Consider the following 18,600-nt stretch of genomic DNA (forward strand, 5'->3'; position numbering starts at 1 on the left):
CCAAGTTTGCTTTAGCCGGCTTCGATGTCCAGAATATCCTTTACCATTGTCGCCTTCGTAAACACGGGATTTCAGGACGCTGGCAACATGGGTCTGAGCACGTCCGGGATGTCAGAGAGCCTCTTCGGCCAACGAGCAAGAGCGCGGATCTAAGACCAAGATTCTCAAGACGCGAAAACCTCATCATAAACGGCGACCATGCGCATGGCGCGCTGGCGTATGTCGTCGGCGGTGAAGCCGGGCTTGTACAGCGCGCTGCCGATGCCAAACCCGTCCGCCCCGGCGGCTTTCCATTCGGCGAAATTCTCCGGGCCTGCGCCGCCGACAGCAAGCACCTCGGTGCCCTCGGGGAGGACGGCGCGGATGGCCTTCACACCTTCGGGGCCAACCAGCGTGCCAGGAAAGAACTTCAGACCATCGGCGCCGTGACGCAACGCCGTGAAACATTCGGTCGGCGTCATCACGCCGGGGAAGGACAGCATTTTCGCAGCTTTGCTCGCTTCGATCACAGCCGGGTTGCAATCAGGAGAGACGACAAGCGCGCCGCCGGCATCCCTGAGCCGACTCACATCGTCCGGTGTCAGGACAGTACCCGCGCCGATCAACGCATCTCGGCCAAAGGCGCGCGCCATCTGTTCGATGCTGTTGAACGGATCGGGCGAATTCAACGGTACTTCTATCTTGGTGATGCCACAGTCGATCAGGGTTCCGGCCAGTTCAAGCGCCTCGGCGGGTTTGATCCCACGCAGGATCGCGACGATATTTCGCGTCATTTCATGTTTCCTTCAAGCTCTTGTAGGCCGTCTTGAGACCGGCGAGCGTCATCGCATCGCCATCAGCCAATGCCACCGGCACGCCTTGTTGATAAAGCGCGACCTTATAGAGCCGCGAGAGTATCGGATCACCGACGACCGCGATCTGCTGACCCAGCCAATAGGCGCGCGCGCCCGCCAGTTCGAGACCGATCAACAAACCCGACAACCGCGATCTGGCGACGTCCGCGGGCATGTCATTGATCAGAGTTTCCGCCCGCACACCAAACAGCCGTGAGGCAAAGTTCTGCGGCGAGCCGAGTGCATCGCGGACTGCGTCGGCAAAGCCCGCATCGTCCCAGCCCTCCGTCTGAACCGAATGGCGCAGGACAGAACTACCGGTCAGCAGGGCAAACAATTCGCCAGTCATGAAGGTGCGAAAACTCACGATCTCGCCGGCGCTGATCTGGACCCATTTGGTATGGGTGCCGGGCAGACAGAGCACTCCGTCGAAAACGGCATGTTCGGCGAGGTATCCGGCGATCTGGGTTTCCTCGCCCCGCATCACGTCGGCGGGCGTCGTCTGCTGCAGTCCTGGCAGTATCAAGGGCGCAATCCGGGGGTCATTTGCGAACACATACGTCGCCTCGCGCGCACCCGGCGGGGTGCAGGGAACCGTCACATAGGCCGCTTCCTGCCATCCCTGACGCGCGCCAACCATGCCACAGCAGACTGCCGGTGTCGTGGCATCACCAAGATGCGGGCCAATCAGATCGAGCAAGATCCCCTCAAACGCATCCGGCGTCAGCGACGCCATGCCATGATCCGAGCCAAGCCGCGCGATCAGCGTATTGTCCGGGCCAAACACCCAGGCGCGAAGGTTTGAGGTCCCCCAATCGACCGCGATCCACTCCGCTGTTTTGGACAATTCACCCTACCCCGTTTTGCGACGCCGCCATCGACCACCAATGCCCGACCCGTCATCATCCAGCTGGTATTCGAGGCAAGAAAGGGCACGGCCTCCACCACATCCTGCGGGTCCAGTCTATCTTTCAGGCATTGACGTTCAAGATGCGCGTCCTGCGCCTCGGGGGCAACCCGTATCTCTTTCGGCTTGTCGATAGACACCCAACCCGGTGCAAGCGTTTTCCCCCAATATCATTGGGACTGGCGACAGGATCAATGTCCCCCTCACGCCGTAATCGGAGAGTATGGCGACTCCGATCCGTAGGAGCGCCTTCGTCTTGGCATCAATTGGCCACTCACCCGCAGGTTGGCGTCAAATCGGAAGGAACGTCCGAATTCGCCGATACCCCGGAGTTGCGGACAGGCGAGACAGAAAATACTCGCAAAGAAATCAAAAAAACAGGGAACCCCCGACGCATCCCAAACGCGTCGACGGTTCCCGCTTGATCAAACCGGCAATCGCCTTGTCAGGATACGTCTGACAACCAGGAATCCACTTCTTCCTTCGCGGCTTCCTTGGTCTTGCCATAGCGTTTTTGAACGAGACCCTCGAGTTGCTCGCGCTCACCTGCCGCCTGGTCAAGCTCATCATCGGTGAGTTCGCCCCACCGTTCCTGTGCCTTGCCTTTCATGATCTTCCATTCGCCCTTTACTTGATCCCAGTTCATTGTTGGTCTCCCTTCTGGTTTGTTCTGTGACGTCTGAAAAAGAAACTCCCCGGGCGGGAAATCGTTCCAGAATTCTTTTCTGGAACCAAACGACGGACGGCTGGTTTTCTCGCCTCACCCTGGCAGGGTTTGGCCTCCCAAATTGGCCGGCACTGCCCGAGATCACTCACGCAAACGAGGTCAAATAAAGGCACCGCAGCTCAGGGCGGACTTTGGCTTTAGGATCGCTCGGGCGGCAAGCAGCTCTCGATTGCGTCATGCCATCGAAGGACTTCCGCCGTAGTGAATATCCCGGACCCCGGGAACCTGATCCGGAACAACTTTTTCGGAACGAATGGGCAGAGCGGCAGTTTGTAAACTGAAGCGATAAAAAAGGAGTATTCAAATGACAAACGCGCTCAATACCGCACCCGAAGTCGTGGATATCGATACTGGCGTTACCGACGCCAAAGCCGTCGCAAAGGAACTGTCCAAGGTTCTGGCGGATACATACAACCTGACGATCAAGACCCATGCGGTCCACTGGAATGTCGAAGGCCCGATGTTCTACGCCGTGCACAACCTGACGGAAACACAATATGGCGAGTTGTTTGCCGCGGCGGATGTCATTGCAGAGCGCATTCGCGCCCTGGGTCGCCTCACCGCGATGTCGCCCGGCGACTTGTTGCAGGGGTCGGTTGTCCAGGACATCAAAGAGGCTGACGATGCCATCACATTGTGCGAGAGTTTGGCCGAGGATCATGTCAATATCGCGAAGCGACTGCATGACGTGATCGAGAAAGCAGGGAAGGCCGATGACCCCGTGACCGAAGACCTCGCCACCGCACGCGCTGCATTCCACGAAAAAGCGGCCTGGATGCTCCGCGCTCTGGCCGCCAAATGACAGACAGACCAACCTGATGTCGCTGAGCGCGCGGATCAAGAAATACCTTGATGACGTCAGGGCCAGCTACTGGTTTATTCCCACTGTTCTGGTGCTGTCCACGATCCTGCTGGCCATTGGGTCGCTGATGGTGGACAGCCACCCTGACCTGTCGACACTCAGGCCTGACTGGACCAATGATCTGGTGAGCACCGATGGTGCGCGCGCCGTTGTTTCGGTGATCGCGCAGTCCATGATCGGCGTTGCGGGCGTGATGTTTTCGATCACCATGCTGGCCGTGTCCTTTGCCTCCGGGCAATACGGGCCGCGATTGATTGGAAATTTCATGCGCGATCGCGGCAACCAGTGGACGTTGGGTATCCTGATTTCCACCTTTGCCTTTGCCCTGCTGGTACTGCGAGCCATCGAGAATTCGCATGACGACGCGGTCGCGTTTGTTCCGCACCTTTCGATCATCATCGCAATGGCGATGGCCTTTCTATCGGTCTTCGTGATGATTTTTCATGTTCATCACGTTCCCGAAACGATCAGCGTCTCCAACATCATTGCCAGTCTGGGTCAGCGGTTCGTCGGAGGCATCAACGCCCTGCTGGAACAGGATCCGCCAGATCAGACGCCGGGTCGCGGGGTGTCGGTAGATATCTACCTGCATACATCCGGCTACATCCACAACATTGCCGATGACAAGCTGAGCGTCCTTGCCAAGGACAATGGCTGGACGATCGAAATCCTCGAACTTCCCGGCGAGTTCATGCATCCCCAAAGAGCGGTGTTGCGGGTCTGGGGTGCGCACGCCGACCTTGCTGATGACGTGGCGACACGCCTGCGCGAAGCGGTAGCCCTGGGTCGCGCCAAGACCGAAAAACAGAACCTCATCTTCGTTGCGGAACAACTGGTCGAGATTGTCGCGCGCGCCATGTCTCCCGGAGTGAATGATCCGTTCACGGCCATAAGTTGCCTGCACTGGATGGAGGCGGGGCTGGCTCTGGTCGTGCAGCAGGATCAGGAGCTACACGTCTTTACGGCGCCCAGAGTCGTTGCAAAGCCGATTACTTTTGAGCACTTGCTGAATCGTTCCATAGGCGATTGCACGTCTTACGTCGCCAACGATCCTCTGACGCGGGATGAAACGCTCAGGGTTCTTGGCCGACTGTCAGCCCTCGCAACCGATCGAAATCGCGGTCCTGTCGAGGATCTGGCGGATCGGCTCAAATCAACGGACTGATAGGCTTTGCAACGTGGCGGGTTGTCGGTGAGCGCATGCTGCATTTGTCCTATGTCGCTCCGTTTGTGGATTGTCCGGAATTGCGGGACGCACGCTCCCTATTTTGCCTGTCTGCGACGCTCTTCAAATGCGTCGGCTGTTTTGGCGGCCGCGCTCAAACCCCTGCACAAACGACAAGACGACGATCTGAAGTGGAGAAAGCTCGGCCGCCAGACGACCCGGCGCACTGGTTTGTGTCTGTTCCACAGTCTTTCCCGAGCCTGCTGCAAACGCGATTGCGGCAGCACCGACATACACCAGACCAAGGATCGTGGCGGCAAACAGTTCAGAGCGCAGTTCGGACAGGAAAATCCAGCCCGCGACCGTCAAGAATGCGACCCCAACCGTGATGAACACTGCACCTGCGGAAAAGGCCGCGCCCTTTCGCGCGGCCACCTCCAATTTTCGTTCAATGCCGAACATTATCGACGCGCCGACAACGTGCCAAAAAGGAAGCCAATGCCAGCGGCGATACCGATGGCAGCGCCCGGGTTTGCACGGACTGCGCCTTCGGTGTCGGCATAGGTCTTTTCGGCCCTTGCCTTCAACGCACCCGCAGCGGCGGCACCACTATCGGCAAGGTTTTCCGCCTTCTCGGCGGCCGCCGACTTCAGGACGGCTCCCTGCGCCTTGCCGAGTTCCGCAACGGTTTCCGTCAGCGTGGCGATATCGTCGCGCAAGACGGCCATCTGCTTTGAAACGTCGCTGTTCAATTCCGAGACATTGCTTTTCGTAGCCTGTGACATCGAAAACTCCTATTCATCTGTGTTCGAAAGACAAACCAGCACGTGGGAAAATGGTTCCGTCCTTTTTTGATCAGTCCGCTTCGATGGCTTCGGATGAGGAAAAGAACATGGCCTGGCTCACGGCGGAACGGACCTGATCCTCGGTATATGGCTTGGTTATCAGAAATGCCGGTTCTGGCCGCTCTCCGGTCAACAACCTTTCGGGAAAAGCCGTGATGAAAATAACCGGAATGTCGCCGGCATCTGCCAGAATCTCGTTCACAGCATCAATCCCGGATGACCCGTCCGCCAGTTGGATATCCGACAGGATCAGATCGGGTCGCTTGGCAGCAGCCATTTTGACCGCGTCATTCTGCCTGCGCGCAACGCCCGTGACCTTATGACCAAGTTCCGTCACGATTTTCTTGATATGAAGGGCAATGATCGCCTCGTCTTCAATCACCAGTATGTCGCCCGACACGGATTTCTCGAGTTCCTGATCGGCGATACGCAAGAGGTCCAACACTTCTTCTTCTGCAACCTCCATGACTTCGGCGACCTCTGCGGTCGTGAACTCTTCGATCGTATGAAGAAGGAGCGCTTCGCGTGTGTTCTCTGTCAGCCGTGACAGATGAACCTGGGCCTGCGCGCCCAACCCAGTTTCGCCGACCTCGACCGGAGAGCCGAGACTTGACCAGATACGATGGAAAGCGCCGAAAAGGGCAACCCTGTGGCTTGAAGCGGTCTCAAAGATCGACCTGTCGGTCAACAGCGCCTCAAGTGTTGTTGCGGCATAGCGGTCGCCCATTCTCTGTGAACCGGTCAGAGCCCGGGCGTATCGGCGCAAGAATGGCAGCAGGTCCGCGACAACGAGGGACAGCGGTTGCTCCGGAGCGGTTTGTGTCATTGGGTGTCCTTTTTTTGGATTTCTTTGGAACCAAACCGGACTTCGCCAGTTTGGTTCCATCAAACGCATTTTTTTCTCGGCAGACGAGATTTAAAAAGGCAAGGAGATTTGGCAGAGCATGGACACCGACAACAACGAGGAAAAGCCGCAATCGGCCCTGATCAAGGACCATCTGCGCCGTTCCTTTCAGGACAAAGCCATCGAAGAGCTTCCTTCCGAACTGATGTCTCTCATCGACGAGCTGCGGAAGCAGGATAGCCAAGATGGCAAATGAAATCGCCGCGGACATCGATCCGCGAGACGAATTGGTCACACATTTGGGTGTCCTGCGTGCGTTCGCAGTGAGCCTCTGTCGCAATCCGACACTGGCCGACGATCTGGTTCAGGAAACCGTAATGAAAGCCTGGAAGTCGATCGACAAATTCGAAGCCGGCACCAACATGCGTGCGTGGCTGTTCACCATTCTGCGCAATACATATTATACCACCTACACCAAGGCCCGCCGCGAAGTCGCGGACGTCGACGGTGTTCTCAGCGACAACCTGGCCGTGAAACCGGAGCACGACGGAAAGCTTGCCTATTCAGATTTCCAGAAAGCTTTTGTGCAGCTTCCGGACGAACAACGCGAAGCGCTGACACTGGTCGGAGCATCCGGATTTGCCTATCATGAGGCCGCAGAAATGTGCGGAGTGGCCACCGGGACGATGAAGAGCCGGGTAAACCGGGCGCGGCAGCGTCTGATCGAACTTCTGGACCTTTCGCCCGACGATTCACTGGAGTTGACCGATGGCGGTACGATGGCGGTGGTTGTCGCGGGTCAAAGCGTCCAGAAGGGACTTACCTCTGCATGATTTTGATATGCAAGCCACTCGGGCTCTTCAGGCGGTTTTGCGGCGGTTTCAATCCGTAACCGGTTCAGGTTCGATCCTGCTGGAAGGGTGCGGACAGCCTTTCCCCCGCACCCGTAGATCGCCTCAGAAATCGAGGTTCTCGACACTAAGCGCATTTTTCTGGATGAACTCCCGCCGCGGTTCGACGACGTCGCCCATCAGCTTGGTGAAGAGATCATCGGCCTCTGCCATATCTTCGACCCTGACCTGAAGCAGCGTGCGGGCGTCTGGATCAAGTGTGGTTTCCCAGAGCTGCCCGGGGTTCATTTCGCCGAGGCCCTTGTATCGTTGCAGGGTCAGCCCCTTTGCACCCTCATCAAGGATCGCATCCAGAAGGCCAAGCGGGCCGTAGATGGTCTGGATCCGGTCGCGTCGCACCAGTGTGATCGGACTGGAATAGACGTCCTGCAGGCTCCTGGTGAAGCTGCCGGTCTTGCGGGCTTCGCCCGAACGCAGCATCGGCCCATCCAGGGTCCGCACCTCTTCGACGCCGCGCAGGATGCGGGCCAGGCGAATTCCGTGATCCTGCGTGATCCGGCCCTGCCAGCCACGCTCGTACTCCAACGCGATCAGGTCGAGCCGGGTTGCCACCTTGTCCGCAACTCCTTGCAGATCGGCGTCAACCGCACCGGGCACGAACGCGCCGGCGACGGCTGCCTGCTCCAGAATGTGGTGCGGATAGTGCGTCGGAAAGGCATCAAGAACCCGGCGCAGTTGCCGCGCTTCGTCCACGACGCGCGCAAGATCCTGCCCCAGCATTTCCTCGCCCGACTCCAGGCGCAGCACCGCGCCGTCAATCCCTTGCTGGATCAGGTACTCGTCAAACGCGCTCTGATCCTTGAGATAGACCTCGGACTTGCCGCGCGCGACCTTGTAGAGCGGCGGTTGCGCAATATAAAGATATCCGCCTTCAATCAGCTGGGGCATCTGACGATAGAAGAAGGTCAGAAGCAGCGTCCGGATATGCGCGCCATCCACGTCGGCGTCGGTCATGATGACAATCTTGTGGTAGCGTAACTTGGCGATGTTGAATTCGTCGCGACCAATGCCTGTGCCGAGCGCCATGACCAGGTTGCCGATTTCCTGGCTCGACAACATCCGGTCGAACCGTGCCCGTTCCACGTTGAGGATCTTGCCGCGGAGCGGCAGCACAGCCTGTGTGCGCCGGTCACGTCCCGTTTGCGCCGAGCCACCGGCACTGTCACCCTCGACAAGGAAAAGTTCGGTCTTGGACGGGTCTTTTTCGGAGCAGTCCTTGAGCTTGCCTGCGAGGAAGTTCACATCCATCGCCGTCTTGCGCCGGGTCAGGTCGCGGGCCTTGCGTGCAGCCTCTCGGGCCACGGCGGCCTCGATGATCTTGCCGACGATGACCTTCGCCTGGCTGGGGTTTTCCTCGAACCATTCGGACAGCTTTTCGTTTACCAACCCCTCGACCGCCGGGCGCACTTCGGAACTGACCAGCTTGTCCTTGGTCTGGGACGAAAACTTGGGATCCGGAACTTTGACCGACAGCACACAGGTCAGCCCTTCGCGCGCATCATCACCGGTAAAGTTCACCTTTTCCCGTTTTGCGATACCGCTGGATTGGGCATAGTTGTTGATCGTCCGGGTCAACGCCCCCCGGAAACCCGCCATATGGGTGCCACCATCGCGCTGCGGAATATTGTTGGTGAAGGGCAGCACTGCCTCGTGATAGCTGTCGTTCCACCACATCGCCACTTCGACGCCGATATCGTCGCGCTCGCCGGTGATAAAGATCGGCTCTTCCATGATCGAAGACTTGTGCCTGTCGAGGTACTTGACGAATTCCTTGACCCCGCCTTCGTAGAACAATTCGCTGCGCAGGGGTTCGGCAGGGCGCTCATCAATCAGGATGATCCGCACTCCAGAGTTCAGAAAGGCCAGTTCGCGCAGGCGCCGCTCCAGGATTTCGAACGAGTATTCGAGATTGGAAAACGTATCGGTGGAGGCGAGGAACCGCACTTCGGTTCCGCTCTTGCCATCGGCGTCGCCCACGACACGCAGATGTTCGGCGGTCTCACCATGTTCAAAGCGGGCGTAGTGCTCTTTGCCATCGCGGCAGATCCGCAGTTCGAGCCAGACCGAAAGCGCGTTCACGACCGAAACGCCGACACCATGCAGGCCCCCGGACACCTTGTAGGAATTGCTGTCGAATTTCCCGCCCGCATGCAATTGGGTCATGATGACCTCGGCGGCAGAAACGCCTTCTTCCTCATGGATTCCGACCGGAATACCACGGCCATTGTCGCTGACCGAGACGCTGTTGTCGGCGTGAATCTTGACCGTCACAGCGTCCGCGTGTCCCGCCAGCGCCTCGTCAATGCCATTGTCGACGCACTCATACACCATGTGGTGCAGACCGGACCCATCGTCGGTGTCACCGATATACATGCCAGGGCGCTTTCTAACGGCCTCCAAACCCTTGAGAACCTTAATAGAATCGGCGCCGTATTCTTCCGGCACTTTTACATCTTCGGACATCCGAAATATCCCTTTTCTTTTTGGTATCTTATACGAATTATGGGGGGCGATGTCACGCGATTGCGCTATATTTTGTGGTGCAATGGCCCGATTGACCTAATCCGCTGAAACGGGTCAGGCAACGGCGATCCGCGATAGCCCATCCGCCTCGGTCACTTCGATCCTCTGCGCCCGAGACCCGAGACCCGCGAACAGTTCCGGGCCGGTTCCGGTCATCCAGGCCTGTGCGCCAAGAGCCAAGATTTCATCGTACAATGCCGCCCGCCGATTGGCGTCCAGATGCGCCGCCACCTCGTCAAGCAGCAAGATCGGAGGAGCGCCGATTTGCTCGGCCAGCGCCCGTGCGTTGGCGAGGATCAGCGACACCAGAAGCGCCTTTTGCTCGCCCGTGGAACAATCGCGCGCAGGTACGGATTTGGCAGCGTAGACTCCGTATAGATCGGCCCGATGCGGCCCGACCAACGTGCGACCGGCGGCCAGATCACGAAAGCGGCTCTCTGCCAGGGCCTCGCGCAGATCGCCCTCGGTGTCCGGCATCACACCCTCGGTCTGCACCAACTCGAGATCGGCCACGGGAAACGCCGTTTCGGCCTGCTGCTGTGCACCGGACAGCAGGGCCAATGCCTCTGTCCGGTTCTGGTGGATGCGATGCCCGGATTCGGCCATCTGCGTCTCAAGTGCGCGATACCAATGCGCATCGCGCACCTGATCCTTGAGCAGGCGATTGCGCTCGCGCATAGCTTTTTCATAGATCAGTGATGCATCGGCATGTTCGGGCATGAAGCTGAGCGCCATGCGGTCCAGAAACCGCCGTCGCCCGTCCGCACCTTCGATCCACAGCCTGTCCATACTGGGGATCAGCCACAGAACGCGCGCGATCCGGCCCAGAGCGATCTGGCTGGCCGACTTCTCGTCAATCCGAACCTGCCGGGCAGCGCCGTGCTCGGACCAGGTTTCAATCTCGCGCACCGATCCCTGTGCCCGCAAGAGACCGGTGAGCTTCCATCCCAGGGCTTCTGGGCGTCGAGTCATATCTTCCGCACTCGCCCGGCGCAAACCGCGCCCCGGAGAAAACAGGGAAACCGCCTCGAGAATGTTGGTCTTGCCCGCGCCATTGGGCCCGAAAATCGTCACGGGACGTTCATCCAGCGCGATCCGCCCCAACTTGTGGGACCGAAAATGGGACAGGGTAAGTTCAGTCAGGGACAGGGACATGCCTGCCGCTTCTTTTGTCGGTGCACAGATGCGCGACGACCAAAGCCACCCGGATCAGACACGCATGGGCATAACCACATACACCGCACTCTGGTCATTGCCTTCCCGCATCAGGGTGGGGTCGCCCGCCGAATTGAACATGAACACCGCGTTTTCACGGTCGACCTGGCTGGCGATTTCAAGCAGGTACTTGGCGTTGAACCCGATCTCGAGGCGTTCGTCACCATATGCGACGGCCAGTTCCTCTTCCGCCGCACCGCTGTCGGGGGCATTCACCGACAGGATCAGCCGGTCTTCTTCGAGTTGCAACTTGACCGCGCGCGACCGTTCGGAAGACACCGTTGCCACGCGATCGACCGCCTGTGCGAACTCTGCCGCGTCGACCTCGAGCCGGCGGGTGTTGCCTTGCGGAATCACGCGCGAATAGTCGGGGAAGGTGCCGTCGATCACTTTGGACGTCAGGGTGATATCAGGTGTGGCGAACCGAATCTTGGTTTCGCTGACCGATACGGCAATCGCCATTTCGTCATCTTCCAACAACTTGCGCAGCTCTCCAACCGTCTTGCGCGGCACGATCACACCAGGCATGTCCGAGGCCCCCTCCGGAAGATCCGCGTCGATGCGGGCCAGCCGATGACCATCGGTTGCAACACAGCGCAGCACCTTGCCACCGTCTGCGTCTGCAACATGCATGAAAACTCCGTTCAGATAATAGCGGGTTTCCTCGGTAGAAATCGCGAATTTGGATTTGTCGAATAACCGCCGCAGCACCGCCGCCGGAGCGGAAAAATTAGTGTCATAATCCGAACTCGCCATCACCGGGAAATCCTCGCGCGGCAATGTTGCCAGTGAGAAATTCGAACGCCCGGCCTCGACAGTCAGGCGCCCGGCGGCTGCATCCGCAGTCAGCGAAACCAGCGCACCATCAGGCAGCTTGCGGACGATTTCATGCAAGGTTGTGGCCGCCACCGTGGTCGCACCCGCGCGCTCGACCTGTGCCGGAGCCTTGTCGACAACCTCTATGTCCAGATCGGTGGCGCGGAAATGAACCTCGTCGCTCTCGGCTTCGATCAGGACATTGGCAAGGATCGGGATCGTGTTGCGGCGTTCCACAACCGATTGGGCCTGAGACACGGCCTTGAGCAGCGTGCCGCGTTCGATGCTGAATTTCATGTCCTTTGATCCTCTGCATGGGCCGGGAGGGGCAACCTAGCGGTTTGCCCGGTCAGCACAAGTTTTTTGTGAATTTGTCCGCTGGAATGATTCGGGCGTCAAGGGGCCAAACACAGGCAGATCACGCGTATTGCATCAGGGCAATGGTATGAAAAGGGGCGCTCAAGCGCCCCATGTCGTTTTGAGAGGAGTCGCGATCAGGCTTCGAGCGCCCGGCGCAGGATTTCGACATCTTCCGCGATCTGTCCGTCAATGACCTTGAGTTCCTCGATCCGCTTCACACCGTGCATCACCGTGGTGTGGTCGCGACCGCCGAACCGGCGGCCGATCTCGGGCAGGCTGCGGCTGGTCAATTGTTTGGCCAGATACATCGCAACCTGGCGCGGTCTGGCGTAGGAGCGCAGCCGCTTGGGTCCGATGATGTCGCTGAGACGGATGTTGTAATAGTCCGAAACCTTGCGCTGGATTTCCTCGACCGTGATCTTGCGTTCCGACGCACGCAGAACATCGGCGAGACAATCCTGCGTCAGCTCCATGTCGATCTCGCGCCCGACCAGAGACGCAAAGGCGAAGAGACGGGTCAGAGCACCTTCCAGAACACGCACATTCGTTGAAATTCTCTGCGCAAGGAATTCCAGCACGCCATTGGAAATTTCCAGTCCGGGATAGGCATCGCGATACTGTTGTACCTTGGCTTGCAGAATGCCCAGCCTCAATTCGTAATCCGTGGGATGCAGATCGACGACAAGCCCGCATTGCAGCCGTGATTTCACGCGATCCTCGAGCTCCTTGATCTCTCCCGGCGCGCGGTCCGCGGAAATGATGATCTGCTTGTTCTGATCCACCAGTGCGTTGAAGGTGTGAAAGAACTCTTCCTGGGTGCTGTCCTTGCCGGCGATGAACTGTACATCATCCACCATCAATACATCGACCGACCGGAACAGGACCTTGAAATCCATCATCTTGCGTTCGCGCAGGGCCTGCACGAACCGATACATGAATTGCTCTGCCGACAGGTAGAGGACGTTCAACTCGGGCTTGCGCTTGCGCAATTCCCAAGCGATTGCGTGCATAAGGTGGGTCTTGCCGAGACCGACGCCACCATAGAGCACCAGCGGGTTGAAGGTCACGGGCCCACCTTCGCTGACACGGCGGGCTGCGGCATGCGCCAGTTCGTTCGGCTTGCCGACGACAAAGGCATCAAAGGTAAAACGCGAGTCCAGCGGCGCAGCCTGAAGGGCGTCCCGCGGTGAAGCCGTCGGCTCGGTCGCCCGGGCGGCAGCCTTGGATGCTTCGGGCACCGGCCGTGGCGATGGATTGGCCGTGCTGTTGGCCGAAACGCGAAAGGTTACGCGCTGAACATTGGCGCCCGCGGTGTTCAGTTCATACAGGATGACGTCGGCGAAATTCTGGCTGACATAATTACCCATGAAATTGGTGGGAACGCTGAACACGGCGACCCCATCTTGCAGGTGCTCGAATTCAAGCGGTTCAATCCAGGTGGTATAGTTGTTCTGTCCGACCGTCTTGAGCAGCCCTATCTTGAGTTGTCCCCATTTTTCTTGTGTCATGCAGCGCCTCACGCATCCCGTGCTTGTTGGCCTTTTGGCCTTTTCCATTGTTTGACCGGAGCAGAATCCGGTTGGATCCACACAGCACAGGGTCATGCACCAGTCACAAAACTGGTGCTGCGCGCGCCGGTCCCATCGGCGCTGCAGTTATGGTAACAGGGTCAAAGTTCGCTATTCGTTATGAATACGCTGGCTGACAAAGCACTGTTACACAGACATGTTATGACAGGGCTGCGAAAATCGGGTATTCCCCTCTCCTTTGCAGCACGCAGAAGCGGTCGGTATGGCAGCCGTACCACTCAGCATAGCACCCGTTACATGGCTGATGCAGTTCAGTCATGTATTGAATACCGCCTGTCCCCCCAAGCAAGTGAATCGCTGCAACAGTCGTAGCAATTTCGGGTGCGGAGCGGCAATGAAACTCTGTTGTTGACTCACGATTCCGGTGCAAAGAATCTCTGCGCCGTTTCGATTGCGGTGCAGGGATGCGCCCAACAAAAAAAGGCGCTGCAGAGCAACGCCTTTGTAATACTTAACTTTTGTCCTAACCGGACGTAACGTCAACCGAGCGCTTTGACGCGTGCGGTCAGGCGGGACATCTTGCGCGATGCGGTGTTCTTGTGAAAGACGCCTTTGGATACGCCACGCATCAACTCGGGCTGTGCCGCACGCAGCGCTGCGCCTGCGGCGTCCTTGTCACCGGATTCGATGGCTTCTTCTACATTGCGAAGGAAGGTGCGAATCCGCGAGCGGCGGGCTTTGTTGACGGCAAAACGTGCCTCGTTCTGACGGGCGCGTTTTTTGGATTGCGGCGAATTTGCCATGATGTTCAGACCTTTGTTCGGTTTCGGTTCAATTCAATTGCGCAATGCAAGTCCCAAACCGGATCCTGATCCACCAGTGTGATTCTAGCCTGAGCGGGCCGCACGCGCATGTATTGCAGTGGCTCCTATCCAGTTTCGGCGAATTTGCCAACCGGTAATATGAAGAACCACCGTCGGTGAGGCTTACTTGTCGCGGAACTGCGCCTGTCGCTTTTCGAGGAAGGCGGTCATGCCCTCTTTCTGATCCTCGGTTGCGAACATCGAATGGAACACGCGCCGTTCGAACAAAAGCCCTTCGGAGAGCGTCGTCTCATAGCTACGGTTCACTGCTTCCTTGGCGGCCATTACGGTCATCATCGACTTTTCCGCGATCTTCTGGGCCACATTGGTTGCTTCTTCGATCAGCTTCTTGGCAGGAACCACGCGGCTGACAAGCCCGCTGCGCTCGGCCTCTTCCGCCGTCATGAAGCGCCCGGTCAGGTTCATGTCCATGGATTTGGATTTGCCGACGAACCGGGTCAGCCGCTGGGTGCCACCCAATCCGGCGATAACGCCAAGATTGATTTCCGGTTGGCCGAACTTGGCTGTATCGGCGGCGATGATAAAGTCGCACGCCATCGCCAGTTCGCATCCACCGCCCAGAGCATAGCCCGATACTGCAGCGATGATCGGCTTTCTGATCTTTGTAATCCGATCGTTTGCATCGGCAAACAGGTTGATGGTGAATACGTCACCAAAACCCATGCCCGACATTTCCTTGATGTCCGCACCTGCGGCAAATGCCTTGTCCGAACCGGTCACGATGATGCACCGTACCTTTTCGTTGGCATCCGCTTCTTCCAGCGCCTGGCACAGTTCCTTGAGCAGCTGCGTGTTCAGTGCGTTCAGTGCATCGGGCCGGTTCAACCGGATCAGTGCAATGTGATCATCAACATCGACGTTGATCGTCTCAAAGGCCATGAAATTCGCTTTCGATTGTTCCGGTCAGAGTCGAAGCCTTACCACGCAAATCTTACGTTTCAAGCTATCTTTGGCATTGCGCACAATAGAAAGACGACCGCCCAGATTGCGTGATTCGCCGGATCGACCCGGTGCAATCCGGTCTGCGGCATGGCTCGCCTTCGCGCCCGTAGACATCAAAGGCATGCTGAAAGTATCCAAGTTCTCCATCGGCCTGCCTGAAATCCCGCAACGAAGAACCGCCGGCCTTGATTGCCTCTGACAGGACGTCACGGATGATCGGAACCAGCGTTGCAACACGCGCGGCGGCAATATTGCCTGCCTTGCGGCGTGGCGACAACGCAGCCCGGAACAGGGCCTCGCAGACATAGATATTGCCGAGACCCGCAACCACCTTCTGATCGAGCAACACCGATTTGACCGGACTCTGCCGCCCGCGAAATGCTTCGATCAGTTGGTTTTCATGGAACTCATTGCCTAATGGCTCCGGCCCCAGCACCGCCAGCAACCTGTGTTGCTCGGCTGTCCGGGTCTCCAGCAGGTCCATCGCACCAAACCGGCGCGGGTCATTGAAGGTGATCCGTGCGCCATTGTCCATATGCAGCACGACATGATCATGTTTCTGCGCTGCCGGATGGTCTTGCACGAACCGGCCCAACGGGTCGCCCGACACGGTCATGCGACCGGACATTCCAAGATGGATCAACAGCGTCTCTTCATTGTCGAGATCGGCGAGGATGTATTTGGACCTCCGCCGCAATCGCAACACCCGTCGCCCGGTCAGACGCTCGGCCATCCGGGCCGGGAACGGCCAGCGCAGATCCGGGCGATTCACCTCGGCACGCGCGATGACCTGGCCCTCCATCGCTGGCAAAAGCCCGCGACGCACTGTCTCTACCTCTGGCAATTCGGGCATTTGCTGCCTTTCTGATCAAGGGGCCGCATTGTGCCTGACCCACAGCGCCCTATAACAAGGACGAAACGGTGAGGCGGCAAGACCCGATGACAGATAACAACGACAAAACCACCCATTTCGGGCGCGAGACGATCCCGGAGGGCGAAAAGGCCGGCCGGGTGCAGGGCGTGTTCAATTCGGTGGCGTCAAAATACGACATCATGAACGATGTGATGAGCGTCGGCATCCATAGGGTGTGGAAAGACGCGATGATGGACTGGCTCGCGCCGCGTCCCGGTCAGCGTCTTCTCGACGTGGCGGGCGGCACCGGCGATATCGCATTCCGCTTTCTCACGCGCGCGGGCCACGGGCATGCCACCGTTCTGGACCTGACCGAGCCCATGCTTGTCGAAGGCCGCAAACGCGCCGAAGCCGCAGATATGTCTGACAGCCTGAACTGGGTTGTCGGGGATGCCATGTCATTGCCGTTTCCCGACAACAGCTTTGATGTCTACACGATCAGCTTTGGCATCCGCAACGTGACCCGTCCCCAGCAGGCCCTGAACGAAGCCTTTCGCGTGCTGCGCCCCGGCGGCCGCCTGATGGTGCTTGAGTTCAGCCAGCTACCCAGCGAGGGATTGCAGAAGCTCTATGATCTCTACAGCTTCAATGTCATTCCGCGCATGGGTCAGATGATCGCCGGGGATCGCGACAGCTATCAGTATCTGGTCGAATCGATCCGCAATTTCCCGGATCAGGACACTTTTCTGGCAATGGTACGCCTGGCCGGGTTCGAGAACGCCAAGTATCGCAACCTGAGCATGGGCATTGCCGCCCTGCATTCCGGCTGGAAGATCTGACATGCGCGGACCGCACAATATCATCCGATTGATCCGCACAGGCGCCACGCTGGAACGCACCGGCGCCATGAATGTCGTGCTTGATGCCTTTGAAGCTCCCCCAGCCCTCCGGTTCGTCGCCCATGCGCTTGGCAAGCCCTTCATGTGGCTTGGCTACAAGGGCGACGCTGCCATGCCACCGGCAACGCGGGCACTGACCGCCCTCGGTCCGGCCTACATCAAATTCGGACAGGTCCTGTCGACCCGGCCAGACGTCGTGGGTGATGAACTCGCCGTGCAATTGCGCGTTCTGCAGGACAAGCTGCCTCCGTTTTCGATTGACGCTGCCAAGGCCGAGGTCGAACGCGAACTGGGGCAGCCGGTCTCAGAGATCTTTTCGGAGTTCAGCGAACCGATCGCCGCGGCCTCGATTGCGCAGGTGCACAAGGCCAAGTTGATCGACACCGGCGAAGACGTCGCCGTCAAGGTTCTGCGCCCCGGCATCGAGCGTGCGTTCCGCAAGGACATCGACGCGTTCTATTTTGCCGCCCGCATCGTTGATCTGTTCGCTCCCGGCGCGCGCCGGTTGCGCCCTATGGAAGTGATCGAACACTTTGACGGCGTCGTGCGAGGCGAGTTGGACCTGCGACTGGAAAGCTCTGCCGCATCAGAGTTCGAAGCCAACACCCGCGATGACGAAGGCTTCCGGCTGCCACCGATTCGGTGGGCCTTCTCGGCGCGCCGCGTGATGACGCTGGGCTGGGCCGACGGTGCATCACTGGGCGACAATGCCGCTCTGGATGTTGCAGGACATGACCGCGCGGAACTGGCCGAGCGTGTCTTGCGGCTGTTCCTCCTCCATGCCCTGCGCGATGGGTATTTCCACGCCGATATGCATCAGGGCAATCTCAAGGTCGCCCCGAACGGTGACATCATCGCCTATGATTTTGGAATCATGGGCCATATCGATGAATACACCCGCCGGGTCTATGCTGAGATTCTCTTCGGTTTCATCCGCCGTGACTACAAACGTGTCGCCGAGGTGCATTTCGAAGCCGGTTACGTGCCCGCCGACAAGGACGTCGATGAATTCGCCCGCGCCCTGCGCGCCGTCGGTGAGCCGATTTTCGGAATGGACGCAACGCAGATTTCCATGGGGCGCCTGCTCAGCTATCTGTTCGAAGTGACCGAACGGTTCGGCATGGAAACCCGTACCGAGCTGATCCTGCTGCAGCGCACCATGGTCGTGGTCGAAGGTGTCGCGCGGTCGTTGAACCCGCACACCAATATCTGGGAAGTCGCGCGCCCGGTGGTCGAAGACTATATCAAACAGTCGATAGGACCGCGCGCCGTTCTCTCCGACCTTGGCAAGACCGCGCGCGTCCTTGCCCGCTTTGGACCGCGCCTGCCGGGACTGGTCGAAGCCGCACTCGTGCGCCAGGCCGCAGACCATGAACCGGTGCGCAAATCCGCCTTGCGGGTGATTCTCGCGGCTGGCACGATCGGGCTTATGATCGGCGCGGGACTTGTCCTGCTACTGGACACCCTGACCTGACCCATCTCGAT

19 protein-coding genes and 1 pseudogene are annotated in these 18,600 nt (G+C 58.7%); 6 read left to right on the forward strand and 14 right to left on the reverse strand.

Going from position 1 to position 18,600, the window contains the following annotated elements; translation table 11 throughout:
• Positions 1-164: 164 nt before the first annotated feature.
• From QO231_RS15175 to QO231_RS15190, 4 genes and pseudogenes are all read right to left on the reverse strand, one after another.
• Entirely contained in the window at positions 165-773 is a 609-nt protein-coding gene (locus QO231_RS15175) for a 2-dehydro-3-deoxy-6-phosphogalactonate aldolase (RefSeq protein ID WP_316778073.1), read from the reverse strand.
• Position 774: 1 nt separating this feature from the next.
• Complete coding sequence (locus QO231_RS15180) at positions 775-1,680, reverse strand: 2-dehydro-3-deoxygalactonokinase (protein ID WP_316778076.1); 906 nt, start codon at positions 1,678-1,680, stop codon at positions 775-777.
• Positions 1,596-1,883, reverse strand: a pseudogene (locus tag QO231_RS15185) (SDR family oxidoreductase); the annotation flags it as partial. The gene QO231_RS15180 and the pseudogene QO231_RS15185, both read right to left, overlap by 85 nt.
• A gap of 302 nt (positions 1,884-2,185) precedes the next feature.
• The gene (locus QO231_RS15190; protein ID WP_316778078.1) at positions 2,186-2,386 is read right to left on the reverse strand and encodes a CsbD family protein; all 201 of its coding nucleotides are present in this window, start codon (positions 2,384-2,386) and stop codon (positions 2,186-2,188) included.
• A gap of 385 nt (positions 2,387-2,771) precedes the next feature.
• On the opposite strand from QO231_RS15190, the gene QO231_RS15195 reads away from it, so the two are divergent.
• Positions 2,772-3,269 carry a Dps family protein gene (locus QO231_RS15195; protein ID WP_316778080.1) on the forward strand — a complete coding sequence of 166 codons (498 nt, stop codon included), beginning with the start codon at positions 2,772-2,774 and terminating at the stop codon, positions 3,267-3,269.
• Between the two features lie 16 nt (positions 3,270-3,285).
• Positions 3,286-4,494 (forward strand): DUF2254 domain-containing protein, encoded by a 1,209-nt coding sequence (locus QO231_RS15200; RefSeq protein ID WP_316778082.1) that lies wholly within the window; start codon positions 3,286-3,288, stop codon positions 4,492-4,494.
• A 123-nt stretch (positions 4,495-4,617) separates the two neighbouring features.
• Here QO231_RS15200 and QO231_RS15205 read toward each other — a convergent pair whose 3' ends face one another.
• The 3 genes from QO231_RS15205 to QO231_RS15215 all read right to left on the reverse strand — a co-directional run bounded on the left by QO231_RS15205 (position 4,618) and on the right by QO231_RS15215 (position 6,165).
• Positions 4,618-4,956 carry a hypothetical protein gene (locus QO231_RS15205; protein WP_316778085.1) on the reverse strand — a complete coding sequence of 113 codons (339 nt, stop codon included), beginning with the start codon at positions 4,954-4,956 and terminating at the stop codon, positions 4,618-4,620.
• Positions 4,956-5,279: a glycine zipper domain-containing protein gene (locus QO231_RS15210; RefSeq protein ID WP_316778088.1), complete on the reverse strand. Its 324-nt coding sequence runs from the start codon at positions 5,277-5,279 to the stop codon at positions 4,956-4,958. The genes QO231_RS15205 and QO231_RS15210 overlap by 1 nt, the downstream gene beginning before the upstream one ends.
• Positions 5,280-5,349: 70 nt before the next feature.
• Positions 5,350-6,165, reverse strand: a complete 816-nt coding sequence (locus QO231_RS15215) for a response regulator (protein ID WP_316778091.1) — start codon at positions 6,163-6,165, stop codon at positions 5,350-5,352.
• A gap of 118 nt (positions 6,166-6,283) precedes the next feature.
• Between QO231_RS15215 and QO231_RS15220 the strand changes: the two genes are divergently transcribed.
• Complete coding sequence (locus tag QO231_RS15220; protein ID WP_316778094.1) at positions 6,284-6,439, forward strand: NepR family anti-sigma factor; 156 nt, start codon at positions 6,284-6,286, stop codon at positions 6,437-6,439.
• A complete protein-coding gene (locus tag QO231_RS15225; RefSeq protein WP_316778097.1) occupies positions 6,429-7,016 on the forward strand; it encodes an RNA polymerase sigma factor in 588 nt (195 codons plus the stop codon). The genes QO231_RS15220 and QO231_RS15225 overlap by 11 nt, the downstream gene beginning before the upstream one ends.
• A gap of 123 nt (positions 7,017-7,139) precedes the next feature.
• Here the strand turns inward: QO231_RS15225 and gyrB are convergent, their stop codons facing one another.
• From gyrB to mutM, 7 genes are all read right to left on the reverse strand, one after another.
• Positions 7,140-9,557, reverse strand: a complete 2,418-nt coding sequence (gene gyrB / locus QO231_RS15230; RefSeq protein ID WP_316778099.1) for a DNA topoisomerase (ATP-hydrolyzing) subunit B — start codon at positions 9,555-9,557, stop codon at positions 7,140-7,142.
• Between the two features lie 114 nt (positions 9,558-9,671).
• On the reverse strand, positions 9,672-10,772 hold the full coding sequence (gene recF / locus QO231_RS15235) for a DNA replication/repair protein RecF (RefSeq protein ID WP_316778102.1): 1,101 nt from the start codon (positions 10,770-10,772) through the stop codon (positions 9,672-9,674).
• Positions 10,773-10,826: 54 nt separating this feature from the next.
• On the reverse strand, positions 10,827-11,945 hold the full coding sequence (dnaN, locus tag QO231_RS15240) for a DNA polymerase III subunit beta (RefSeq protein WP_316778105.1): 1,119 nt from the start codon (positions 11,943-11,945) through the stop codon (positions 10,827-10,829).
• A 197-nt stretch (positions 11,946-12,142) separates the two neighbouring features.
• Positions 12,143-13,516, reverse strand: a complete 1,374-nt coding sequence (dnaA, locus tag QO231_RS15245; RefSeq protein ID WP_316778107.1) for a chromosomal replication initiator protein DnaA — start codon at positions 13,514-13,516, stop codon at positions 12,143-12,145.
• A 560-nt stretch (positions 13,517-14,076) separates the two neighbouring features.
• On the reverse strand, positions 14,077-14,340 hold the full coding sequence (rpsT, locus tag QO231_RS15250; protein ID WP_316778111.1) for a 30S ribosomal protein S20: 264 nt from the start codon (positions 14,338-14,340) through the stop codon (positions 14,077-14,079).
• A gap of 183 nt (positions 14,341-14,523) precedes the next feature.
• Positions 14,524-15,300 carry an enoyl-CoA hydratase gene (locus QO231_RS15255; RefSeq protein ID WP_316778114.1) on the reverse strand — a complete coding sequence of 259 codons (777 nt, stop codon included), beginning with the start codon at positions 15,298-15,300 and terminating at the stop codon, positions 14,524-14,526.
• A 64-nt stretch (positions 15,301-15,364) separates the two neighbouring features.
• Positions 15,365-16,216, reverse strand: coding sequence for a bifunctional DNA-formamidopyrimidine glycosylase/DNA-(apurinic or apyrimidinic site) lyase (gene mutM / locus QO231_RS15260; RefSeq protein ID WP_316778117.1), 852 nt, complete (start codon positions 16,214-16,216; stop codon positions 15,365-15,367).
• An 86-nt stretch (positions 16,217-16,302) separates the two neighbouring features.
• Between mutM and ubiE the strand changes: the two genes are divergently transcribed.
• Positions 16,303-17,055 carry a bifunctional demethylmenaquinone methyltransferase/2-methoxy-6-polyprenyl-1,4-benzoquinol methylase UbiE gene (gene ubiE, locus QO231_RS15265; RefSeq protein ID WP_316778120.1) on the forward strand — a complete coding sequence of 251 codons (753 nt, stop codon included), beginning with the start codon at positions 16,303-16,305 and terminating at the stop codon, positions 17,053-17,055.
• Position 17,056: 1 nt separating this feature from the next.
• Positions 17,057-18,589: a 2-polyprenylphenol 6-hydroxylase gene (gene ubiB / locus QO231_RS15270; RefSeq protein WP_316778123.1), complete on the forward strand. Its 1,533-nt coding sequence runs from the start codon at positions 17,057-17,059 to the stop codon at positions 18,587-18,589.
• Positions 18,590-18,600: the final 11 nt, after the last annotated feature.

It is taken from the genome of Sedimentitalea todarodis (assembly GCF_032595355.1).
Taxonomy (GTDB): Bacteria; Pseudomonadota; Alphaproteobacteria; order Rhodobacterales; family Rhodobacteraceae; genus Sedimentitalea; species Sedimentitalea todarodis.